This is a genomic window from Nocardia sp. NPDC004340, from assembly GCF_053602575.1.
In genome coordinates this window covers 282,042-291,884 of the sequence record NZ_JBSGDW010000003.1, presented here as the reverse complement: position 1 = coordinate 291,884, position 9,843 = coordinate 282,042, and the positions used below count along the sequence as shown (strand labels likewise).

The following is a 9,843-nucleotide window of genomic DNA, read 5'->3' as shown; positions in this document are numbered from 1 at the left end:
TTGTGCCTGTTCATGATCGGAAGGGGTGATCACGGTGCGGTGTGTGGTGTTCGGAGCCACCGGATATATCGGTGGCCGCCTGGTGCCGGAACTGCTGGCGGCCGGGCACAGTGTGCGCGTCCTCGCCCGCGACGTAGGAAAACTCGACGACGTGCCCTGGCGCGATCGAGTGGACGTGGTGTGCGGCGACGTGACCCGCCCCGACGACGTACGCGGCGCCCTGGCCGGGCAGGACGTCCTCTACTACCTGGTGCATTCCTTGGCGCGCACCGATTTCGAGCATGTCGATCGCGAAGCGGCCCGCACGGTCGCCGCGGCGGCGGACCACGCGGGACTGCGCCGGATCGTCTACCTGGGCGGCATCACGCCCGTCGATCAGGAGCTGTCACGCCATCTCGCGTCGCGCGCCGAGGTCGGCGAGATCCTGGCGCGGGCGGCGACGCCCACGGTGGTGCTGCGGGCCGCCGTCATCATCGGTTCCGGCTCCGCGAGTTTCGAGATGCTGCGCTACCTCACCGAACGCCTGCCGGTCATGGTGACCCCGCGCTGGGTGCGCAATCACATCCAGCCCATCGCGGTGCGCGACGTGCTCTACTACCTGGTCGCCGCCGCGGGTCTACCGGACGACGTGAACGACGCGTTCGACATCGGCGGCCCCGACGTGCTCACCTATCTCGGCATGATGCGCGGCTACGCCGCTGTCGCCGAGCTGCCCCGCCGGTTGATCGTGCCGGTCCCGGTCCTCACGCCCTGGCTGTCGGCCCAGTGGGTGAACCTGGTGACCCCGGTGCCGCGCCCGATCGCCATACCGCTGATGGAATCACTGGTCAACGACGTGATCTGCGCCGACCACCAGATCGCCACGGTCATCGCCGACCCACCGGGCGGGTCGACACCGTACCGCCGCGCGGTGGCCCTCGCCTTGCAGCGGGTCCGAACCCTGGACGTGCCCACCCGCTGGTCGGACGCGAATCCGCCCCACGCCCCGGCCAATCCACTGCCCACCGACCCCGAATGGTCCGGCGGCTCGATGTATTGCGATGTGCGAGAACAGGATACGTCCGCCACCCCGGAAGCGGTGTGGTCGGTGCTGGAGGCGATCGGCGGCGCCAACGGCTGGTATTCCTTCCCGCCCGCCTGGGCGCTGCGCGGCTGGATCGACCGCCTGATGGGCGGCGCCGGGCTGCGCCGAGGCCGCCGCCACCCCCACCGGCTCCGCGAAGGCGACGCCCTGGATTGGTGGCGCGTCGAACGCCTCGAACGCGGCCACCGAATCCTGCTCCGCGCGGAAATGCGAGTCCCCGGCCGCGCCTGGCTCGAACTATCCGTCTCCCCGGCCCCCGAAGGCGGCGCGCACTACCACCAGCGCGCCCTCTTCGAACCCCACGGCCTCGCCGGCCACCTCTACTGGCACGCCATCGCCCCGTTCCACGCCCTGATCTTCGGCGGCATGGTCCGCAATATCACCGGCGCGGCACAGTGATGGTCGACGGTTTCCCTGCACGAGCGGCTCACGAGGTGCGGTGATCGAGCCGCCATGCTGACAACGCGCTGGTATCCGCAAATAGGTATGCCTTGGGCCGTTCTACCGTCGCAGTTTTGCGGTACGAGGGTGAGTCTGGATTCGGCCGGATAAAACACAGCGCCCCGAGGTAGTAGTCATGAGCGATCTCCAACAGTTCGTCAGTCGAAATGCCGCAGGCGCTGAGAGCCTGATGCTGCGCCGTTGTGTGGGGTGCCGGGCATTGCACTCACCGTTCATCGCAACCTGTTCGTCCTGCCGGTCGGAGGAGTTCGAGTGGGCCGACTCGTCCGGGTTCGGTTCCATCGTCTCGTGGCGATCGGTGCATCGGGCACCGGAGCAGGGATCCAGCGATGTCGTTCCGGCCCTGATCGCCATCGTTGAATTGGACGAAGGTCCGTGGATTCACACGACGATCGAAGGCGATGTTCCGCCGACCTCGGACGACCCTGTTCGCGTGCGATTCGAGCCACGCCCTCGTACGGATTGCTTTCCGGCGTACACGGTGTGCGCCGAGCCGCTACACGACCGTCTTCGAGGACAGGTCGCAACTACAGCAAACGCCCAGGTTCGGCGTTAGGTGATGCGAACCATAACTGGAGAAGCGCCCCTGTCATTAGGGGGACCTAAGTTGAATTGGGTGGTACGACGGTGAACCTGTACTCGCTGGATATGAACACTTGTCCGAGCATCGGGCTCGACGCTGCCGAGGATTGAGATGGCACGGTGTGGTGGACGGTGACTGCGACCGATGACCCGGATCGGCGTGATGTCGTCCGCCAGATTCTCAGGTCCATCGCCGATGCCATCGTCGACGTGGTGTATCCAGTAGCAGACCTTGCGACTGGCGGAGCCTGCCAGGCTTCAGTTCCTCCATTGTGTGTAATCCGGCCGCATTTTCCCAGACCGCGGTCATGGCCAGTGAAAACCGTTGTCCACCAGTCGCTCACCGATGGACGGGAGGGCGCGTTGACCAAACTTCGGATGTCGCTGCGCACGCTTGCCTTCCCGGCGACGCCGCATATCGAGAGCAAGCGCGCCCCGCCTGCGATGACCGCCGACTCGATCGCCTTTACCGCATCTCAGGGGCGGCCGAGTACCGGGAAGTTGGCACGAATGACGTTGTGCGGGTCACGGGTTCGCTTGATCTGCTGCAGCCGCGTCAGGGTGTCGGGATCGAAGGCCGCGGCGGCGGACTCACCCGGAGCGAGGAAAGTGTAGGGCTTGGTACCGGTGATGCTCGCGCCGAGCGCGTCGATGATCTCCTCGAATCGGTCACCGATGGCGCCGAGCAGGTGTGGCAACCCGAGCCCGAGCAGGTACAACGCGTACGGTTCGGTGACCGGGACGCGTGCGCCGCCGTTGGGCCGCTGCCGTGCGAGTGCGCCGCCCAGGCCACGGATCTGCACGTTGAGCAGTGGTGCGACGGGTGCGTCGATGAGGGTCTTCACCACCGCGTCGCCTAGGTCGGTGAGCAGTTCGCCGCGCGAGAGCGAGGGGCTGGGGTCGGTGGGTTCGGCGGTGATCTTGCCGATCTCGGCCGGGCTGAGCTCGCCGCGGGTATCGGCGATGTGGCCCCCGATCGTGTCGAGCCGGCGGGTCAGTTGTCGTCCCTCTGCGGGATCACCGAGGTAGGCGAAGTCGATGGCGACCGTCGGCGCGGCGCCGGGAATCTGGTAGCGCTGCAACCACACCGACAGTTCGGCGGGTGCGTCGGTGGTGAGTTCGGTGAACAGCTCGAAGACCGCTCGGGCGCATCGGCCGCCTCGACCACGGCCGCCACGGACTGCGCGACAGCGGAATTCCACGGCTGCGCCGCCTGCTCGAAATCGGCATCGCCCGGCAGGATCACACCACCGCGCACGACGGTGCGCAGGTTCTCGATGGACATTCTCAATCCTCGTTCTTCTTGTCGTGCCTGGGGTGTCTAGTCGATCGACGATGCAGCGGTCGCAGGTGTGACATGTGCTGTGATCGCGGGGCGGACGTGGTTCAGCAAGAGGTCGAGGAACCGATCGGGCCGGCGGAAGGCCGCGAAGTGGCTGGCGTCCTCGATGAGAGCGAATGTCTTCATCGGGGCGGTGACGTCGTCGAAGAACCGCTCGGCCGTTTGGGCCGGGGTGATGACGTCGTGTTCACCTTGGAAGAGGAAGAACGGGATCGCGAAGTCGGTGCCCTCGGCCCATTCGTCGATCGTGACCGATTGCGGGGCAAGGCATTCGGAGAAACTCATGGCCTGCGTGTAGGTACGGACCTCGCCGAGGGAGTGCAGTGGCGAGGTCAGTAGCGACCCCATCACGACCTTCTTGACGGTGTCGAAGGTGAGCGGATCGGAACCGACGGTGTGCTTGTTGAACTGCGACCAGTCCGACGTGGTCCATGCCGACCTGTCCGCGGTCATGGCGGTGACAGCTGCGAGATCCTTGTGCTTGCCCGACTTTTCGAGCCGCTCGAGCAGTCCGGTGTAGGCGGTGCGGTCACGGCCGCCGGCGTTGATGTTCTGGTCGGTGCCGACGTAGGCGGAGAACAATTCGGGGTGGCGGCGGGCCAGACGCAGCGCGATGAAGGAGCCGAAGGAGCAGCCCATCAGAACGACCTTGTCGACACCGAGCCGAGCCCGCACCTGCTCGACAACTTCCACACCATCGCGCTCGAGCTGGGCCAGGCTCATCTCTCCCTGACCGGTCGGGCCGGTGTGGCCGAAGGTCTTGCCGGCGCCGCGAATATCCCAGCGCACCACGGTGAAGTGGCGTTCCCATTCCCGGGTGCGGGCGGCGTAGATGAGGTTGGAAGCGCCGGGGCCGCCGTGGATTTCGAGCAGGACCGGGTTGTCGCGATGCTCGCCGCGGATCGAGATCCATTGAGCGATCCCGCCGATCTCGACGAAGCCGGCTTCGTCGATGCCGTCCGGGGTGGTGATGCGCAGCCGCTGCGCGTGCTTCGTGCCCGGGATCCGCATGATGACTCCTCAACTGTTTATGTCATAAACAACGAGGTTTAAGGTATAAACAGTTGACGAGTCTGTCAACTACGACCCCGCAGGAGAACCGGTCATGGCCCGCAGCGCCGAGGACAAACTCCGTGATCTGCGCACCGCTGCCGCGCTGCTCTGGGGTGAGTCCGTCCGCGGACCCAAACCTGGCCTGACCGTGGACGGCATCACCGCGGCGGCGGTCTCGCGCGCCGACCTCGACGGCCTGGAGGCCGTGTCGATGAACAGGGTGGCCGCCGCATTCGGTGTTTCGGGGATGGCCCTCTACCGCCACATCCCCGGCAAGTCGGCACTCGTCGAATTGATGGTCGAGGCCGTGCTGGCCGTCGAACCCGAGCTACCCGAGGCCGGCACGGGCTGGCGCACCCGACTCCTCGCGTGGGCCCGTCAGTTGCTGGAGATCTATCGAGCGCATCCGTGGCTGCTCACCGCGATCGCCATGCGCCGACAACTCCTCGGCCCGCACCAACTCCGCTGGATGGACGCGGCATTGGCGGTGTTGGAATCCACCGGCCTCCAGGCGGCCGAACGTCATCAAACATTCCTGCTCATCGCCGGACACGTCCGCAATATCGCCCAGCAGCACGTCGACTTCGACGCCGACCATGCCCGCGAATGGCAGCAGCTCACCAGCGAACTAATCGACCGCCACGCCGAACGCTTCCCCGCCCTGGCGAGGACACTCGCCGAGACCACCGCGAAAATCGATCCCCTCGCATTCGGCCTGGATCGCATTTTCGACGGAGTCCAAACCCTCGTCGACCACACCGCCGCAGCGAAGCGCTACTCGAAGTAGACGATTACGCCGTCGATCGGGCGTCGGTTTGCTCGGTAAGGCCGAGCCGGCTGGTTCGATCAGTGCAGGGCGCGAGGCCAAGGGGGGCGCAGCCTTTGATGGACGTTTCAGACCAGCTGCGGTGATGCGAGATGGGCGTCGATGCAGTCGAGCAAGTCACGGCTTCTCAGCGGTTTGGGCAGGTAGTCGCACGCGCCGGCCGCGTAGGCCTCATCGATGGCGTCGGGATTGCCATCCAGGGAGATGGCGATGACCGGTATTGATGAAGAATTCCGCAGCTGTCGGCAAAGATGCGCGCCCGGCAGATCGGGCAAGTCCAGCTCGAGCAGCACCAAGTCTGGATGCCATCGCCGAACGGCGGTCAAAGCGCGCTGCGCATTGCGGGCGGAAACCACCTCATGGCCGGCACTTGCCAGCACAAGTCCCTCGATCTCTGCCATCGCTGGGTTGCTCTCGACGACGAGGACCTTGCTGGGCTTGGTCGCAAGGGTCGACGGCAGTGTGAATTCTTTTGCAGAGCACGGGAATCGGCTCAAAATGGATCCTTCGCAGACAGGTCCTCGATCGTCGAATCCGCAGCGTTGTGAAGCTGAATCGAGGCAATCCTGTTATCGCAATGGTGGCACCGCGATCGACGTGCTTCGACCTTATGACAATCAGCAATCCGGCAGCAATAATTCTGCGAGCTGTTTTCGCGGTGTTTACAAGGCGGGCTCAATCCCCTGGAATCCCACTACTGGTGGCGCTGTCCGCTGGGCCTAGCCAATTTGCGCGGGTCGTCCCATAAAGCGCATTCGCGCAGTGCCTCTCTTGTCAGGGCGAGCTTGCGGTATCCCGCGACGAGTCCCGCCCCGATGCCCTGGGCATACAAATCGACCGGCGGAGGCACCCAGGAATCCGCAGTCAGCCCCACGAGGGCGGGGGCGTCCAGGCGGCGTCGGGCGGTAGCCACGGCTGTGCCAACCGAGGTGAAGGTACGCGCCACTGCCGATCGCTCGCGATCTTCTCGGCGATGTCGAGGAACTCGGCGACGGGCGAAGCGGGCGGTTCGTCACGCCAGGCGATCGACCACGGGTAATACGGCTGGAATTCCAGCGGTTGGTGGATCGGGGCGCCGAACTCCGCGTAACGCCGCGCATAGCTCTCGAACTCGAGGATCCGGGCGGGCTGCGACCTTCGATGCCAGGCGGCCAGACAGTGTCCGAAAGCGCCCGGGTTGCCCAGCCAGCGCAATCCGAGATCGGCGTGGCGTTCGAGCGTCGTCATGTAGTCGCCGTGTGCGTTGTACAGCCCCGAGTCCGGACCGTCGGCGAAGACCTCCACCGGACGGTCATACAGCGAGACTTCCGTCTGCGGCGGATCGCTGGACCGCCCGACCAGCAGCATGGGTTCCAGGCGCAGGCGGCGGAAATGCCAACCCGTCGGGTGTTGGGCGGTCATGGCGTCGGTGACCCGCAGGATGGCGATGTCGAGGCGGTGGTCGAGCAGTGCGTCCAGCTGCCGAACGCTGTCCAGTGACCGCTCGACGATCCGGACGGCGGGGTGGGCGGCGGCGAACTCGTCGGCCACGGTCCGGCTGGTCTGCAATTCGAAAATGTGTGCGATCCGCACCTCGTCGGAATCGGTGGGGCCGTGGCCGATACGCGCTGCCAGCGTGATGATCTCCCGCGCGTCCACCAAGACGCGGCGCCCCCGGGCAGTGAGCGCGACATGGCGGCTGTCGCGCTCGAACAGCGGACTGCCGAGGTGGTCCTCGAGTCGGCGGATCTGCTTCGACAGCGCGGGCTGGGTAATGAACAGCCTCGCGGCCGCCCGGCCGAAATGGAGCTCCTCGGCAAGCACAGCGAAGTAACGCAACTGCCGCAGATCGAGATCCATGGTCGCCCCTGTTCCCGCCAACGGCGGTCCGAAAGCACGTCACCAGCAAGTATGCGGGCTGGGTTATCGATCGGGGCGCGATACGACTTGGACGCTCCGCGGATCGCGGTGGTGAAGTGGATCAGGGTCCGAAAGGGGAGCGACATGCCGCAGACACCGACACCGGTGGTTTTCATTCACGGGCTGTGGTTGCACGCCACCAGTTGGGCGCCGTGGCTCGACCATTTCCGCGCCGCGGGTTATGCCCCGATCGCGCCCGGCTGGCCCCACGAGCCCGACACCGTCGCCGAGGCTCGCGCGCATCCCGAGGCGGTGGCGAACATCGGAATCGACGACGCCGCAGCGCATTACGCCGACATCATCGACACGTTGCCCGCTGCCCCGATCATCATCGGCCACTCCTTCGGCGGGCTGCTCACCGAGAAACTGATGGGCCGCGGCCTCGGAATCGCGGGCGTGGCGATCGATCCGGCTCAGATCAAAGGGGTGCTGCCGCTGCCGCTCGCGCAGTTGCGCGCCGGACTCCCCGCGCTGGGCAATCCCGCCAACCTGCACAAATCCGTGTCACTGACCGAGAAGGAATTCCGGTTCGGCTTCGGCAACGCGGTCAGCGAGCGGGAGTCCGACGAGCTGTTCGAGAAGTGGACGGTGCCCTCACCCGCGCGCCCGCTCTTCCAGGCCGCCGCCGCGAACTTCGTCCTGCACTCGCAGGCCGCGGTCGACACCGGCAACGCCGATCGTGGCCCGTTGCTGCTCATTTCGGGTCTGGAGGACCACACCGTCCCCGACGTGGTGACCCGCTCGACGCTGAAGCAGTACCGCGATTCCACCGCCGTGACCGAACTGCGGCAGTTCGAGGGTCGCGGCCATTCGCTCACCGTCGACAGCGGCTGGAAGGACGTGGCCGACGCGGTCCTGGCCTGGCTGGCGGACAAGGGATTCTGACACCGAGGAGGGCGCGGCCATGGACTTGGGACTCACCGACACGCTCGCGGTCGTGACCGGCGCGAGCCGGGGTATCGGGCTGGCCATCACCCGTTCGCTCGTCGAGGAGGGCGCGGTCGTGGTGGCCGCGGCTCGCCGCAGCGGCGACGACCTCCTGGCGCTCGCCGACACCGGCCGCGTTCACCCGGTGGAGGTGGATCTGTCCACCGAGCAGGGGGCGACCGAATTGGGCGCGGTCGCAGCCAAGTTCGGGACGACAGCCCTGCTGTTCAACAATGTCGGCGGCGTGACACCGCGGTTGAACGGCTTCCTCGACATCGGGGACGACGACTGGCTGGCCACCCTCACCCTCGATCTGTTCTCCGCGATCCGCGTCACCCGTGCGGTACTGCCGGCCATGCTCGACGCGGGACGAGGCAGCATCGTCACCATCAGTTCGGTCAACGCGAAGCTGCCGGACCCGACGGTCATCGACTACAGCGCCGCCAAGGCCGCCCTCACCAACTTCAGCAAGTCGCTATCGAAACAGGTTGGCGCGCAGGGTGTCCGGGTCAACACCATCAGTCCCGGCCCGGTCGCCACGGACCTGTGGCTCGGTGCGCACGGCGTAGCCCGCACGATCGCCGACAACGCGGGCGGTGACCCGGACGCTGTCGCGCGCACCGCGGTGGCGCAGACCGCCACCGGACGGTTCACCCGACCCGAGGAGATCGCCGATCTCGCTGTCTTCCTTGCCAGCACACGGGCGGCCAATATCACCGGATCGGACTTCGTCGTCGACGGCGGAATGATCACCACGATCTGAGTGCGCGAAGCTGCGGGAATCGGCGGCAGAGGTTATCGATCTGCTGCCCTACCTGCCGTAATTCGGTTTCGATGGTCTGGCCGGGGGAGTCCGCCGGCCACTGACCTCGTCGACGCGCCAACTGTTGCGCGTAGAGGTCGAGTTCGCCCAGGAATACCCGTGCCTGGGCGAGTTCGTGATCCTCGGTAGTCACCCGAGCCTCGAATCAGTCCGAGGTGGAAGCCGGTCTGCGCGCGGCCATCCGCTCGACGAGCAGCGGGATGGTGTCCCGGACGGGACGTTCCGTGATCTGTTGATCCTCATCATTCGCTGCCATACGTCATGGTCGCGTGCTGTCACCCGCACCGTCAACCGCCCCTCGATACGATTCGCGAAGTATGCCACGATTCGCCAAAAGGCATGCGGTTTAAAGGAATTCTTGATTCGGGCTGCTACCCGGCCGGTGCCGGCGCTGGATCCTGAAGTGCGGGAAAGCGCCGATACAACAGGTTGATCTGGTCGTGCACGGCGGCCAGTTCGGCCTCGACCGTGCGGGAATGCGGGACCGCCGCGGCCGCGGGCACCGACTGCAGCCGACGCGTCAGCGTCCGCGCGTGCCGGCGCAAGTCGTCCAGAAAGTTTCGCGCCTGGACGAGCTCAGGGTCATCAAGCATGGCTTCTCGCATCGACAAAGGTGTCCGGCCACGGCACCGGACACTCGGGTGCGGGAAGTATGTCATGGATCGTCCATCCGGGATTTCCCTGCCGTTCAGCAAGGCCCTCAGCTCTCGACCCGCGGCGTGGGCTGCAGGCGAATTCGCCGAGATCTCGACCGAGTAGCCCGAACGTCATTCGCCGGGAACAGACTCACCTTCCGTCGGATGGGTCGTCGTTCGCGCCCGTGATCACCCCTGGCCGTTGCCCGG

Annotated in this window: 10 protein-coding genes; 5 read left to right on the top strand and 5 right to left on the bottom strand. The window is 66.1% G+C overall.

Annotated elements, in window-relative coordinates; translation table 11 throughout:
• Positions 1-43: 43 nt before the first annotated feature.
• Positions 44-1,483 (top strand): SDR family oxidoreductase, encoded by a 1,440-nt coding sequence (locus ACWEOI_RS13395; RefSeq protein ID WP_452359763.1) that lies wholly within the window; start codon positions 44-46, stop codon positions 1,481-1,483.
• A 178-nt stretch (positions 1,484-1,661) separates the two neighbouring features.
• A complete protein-coding gene (locus tag ACWEOI_RS13390) occupies positions 1,662-2,102 on the top strand; it encodes a Zn-ribbon domain-containing OB-fold protein (RefSeq protein ID WP_452359762.1) in 441 nt (146 codons plus the stop codon).
• A 502-nt stretch (positions 2,103-2,604) separates the two neighbouring features.
• Here ACWEOI_RS13390 and ACWEOI_RS13385 read toward each other — a convergent pair.
• Both ACWEOI_RS13385 and ACWEOI_RS13380 read right to left on the bottom strand, forming a co-directional pair.
• On the bottom strand, positions 2,605-3,330 hold the full coding sequence (locus ACWEOI_RS13385; protein ID WP_452359761.1) for a hypothetical protein: 726 nt from the start codon (positions 3,328-3,330) through the stop codon (positions 2,605-2,607).
• A 119-nt stretch (positions 3,331-3,449) separates the two neighbouring features.
• The gene (locus tag ACWEOI_RS13380) at positions 3,450-4,481 is read right to left on the bottom strand and encodes an alpha/beta fold hydrolase (RefSeq protein ID WP_452359760.1); all 1,032 of its coding nucleotides are present in this window, start codon (positions 4,479-4,481) and stop codon (positions 3,450-3,452) included.
• 94 nt (positions 4,482-4,575) lie between these two features.
• Between ACWEOI_RS13380 and ACWEOI_RS13375 the strand changes: the two genes are divergently transcribed.
• Positions 4,576-5,310, top strand: a complete 735-nt coding sequence (locus ACWEOI_RS13375; protein WP_452359759.1) for a TetR/AcrR family transcriptional regulator — start codon at positions 4,576-4,578, stop codon at positions 5,308-5,310.
• A 107-nt stretch (positions 5,311-5,417) separates the two neighbouring features.
• On the opposite strand, the gene ACWEOI_RS13370 is transcribed toward ACWEOI_RS13375, so the two are convergent.
• Both ACWEOI_RS13370 and ACWEOI_RS13365 read right to left on the bottom strand, forming a co-directional pair.
• Positions 5,418-5,846, bottom strand: coding sequence for a response regulator (locus tag ACWEOI_RS13370; RefSeq protein WP_452359758.1), 429 nt, complete (start codon positions 5,844-5,846; stop codon positions 5,418-5,420).
• Between the two features lie 367 nt (positions 5,847-6,213).
• Complete coding sequence (locus tag ACWEOI_RS13365; RefSeq protein WP_433665963.1) at positions 6,214-7,188, bottom strand: LysR family transcriptional regulator; 975 nt, start codon at positions 7,186-7,188, stop codon at positions 6,214-6,216.
• A 144-nt stretch (positions 7,189-7,332) separates the two neighbouring features.
• On the opposite strand from ACWEOI_RS13365, the gene ACWEOI_RS13360 reads away from it, so the two are divergent.
• Together ACWEOI_RS13360 and ACWEOI_RS13355 are read left to right on the top strand one after the other, a co-directional pair.
• Entirely contained in the window at positions 7,333-8,133 is an 801-nt protein-coding gene (locus tag ACWEOI_RS13360; RefSeq protein WP_452359757.1) for an alpha/beta hydrolase, read from the top strand.
• Between the two features lie 19 nt (positions 8,134-8,152).
• Positions 8,153-8,938, top strand: coding sequence for an oxidoreductase (locus ACWEOI_RS13355; RefSeq protein ID WP_433665961.1), 786 nt, complete (start codon positions 8,153-8,155; stop codon positions 8,936-8,938).
• A 431-nt stretch (positions 8,939-9,369) separates the two neighbouring features.
• Here ACWEOI_RS13355 and ACWEOI_RS13350 read toward each other — a convergent pair whose 3' ends face one another.
• Positions 9,370-9,603, bottom strand: coding sequence for a hypothetical protein (locus ACWEOI_RS13350; protein ID WP_433665960.1), 234 nt, complete (start codon positions 9,601-9,603; stop codon positions 9,370-9,372).
• Between the last annotated feature and the right edge of the window lie 240 nt (positions 9,604-9,843).

Coding starts and splice junctions, on each gene's coding strand:
- ACWEOI_RS13380 (WP_452359760.1), bottom strand. CDS start 4,481: ATGCGGATCCCGGGCACGAAGCACGCGCAGCGGCTGCGCATCACCACC.
- ACWEOI_RS13390 (WP_452359762.1), top strand. CDS start 1,662: ATGAGCGATCTCCAACAGTTCGTCAGTCGAAATGCCGCAGGCGCTGAG.
- ACWEOI_RS13355 (WP_433665961.1), top strand. CDS start 8,153: ATGGACTTGGGACTCACCGACACGCTCGCGGTCGTGACCGGCGCGAGC.
- ACWEOI_RS13350 (WP_433665960.1), bottom strand. CDS start 9,603: ATGCGAGAAGCCATGCTTGATGACCCTGAGCTCGTCCAGGCGCGAAAC.
- ACWEOI_RS13360 (WP_452359757.1), top strand. CDS start 7,333: ATGCCGCAGACACCGACACCGGTGGTTTTCATTCACGGGCTGTGGTTG.
- ACWEOI_RS13375 (WP_452359759.1), top strand. CDS start 4,576: ATGGCCCGCAGCGCCGAGGACAAACTCCGTGATCTGCGCACCGCTGCC.
- ACWEOI_RS13365 (WP_433665963.1), bottom strand. CDS start 7,188: ATGGATCTCGATCTGCGGCAGTTGCGTTACTTCGCTGTGCTTGCCGAG.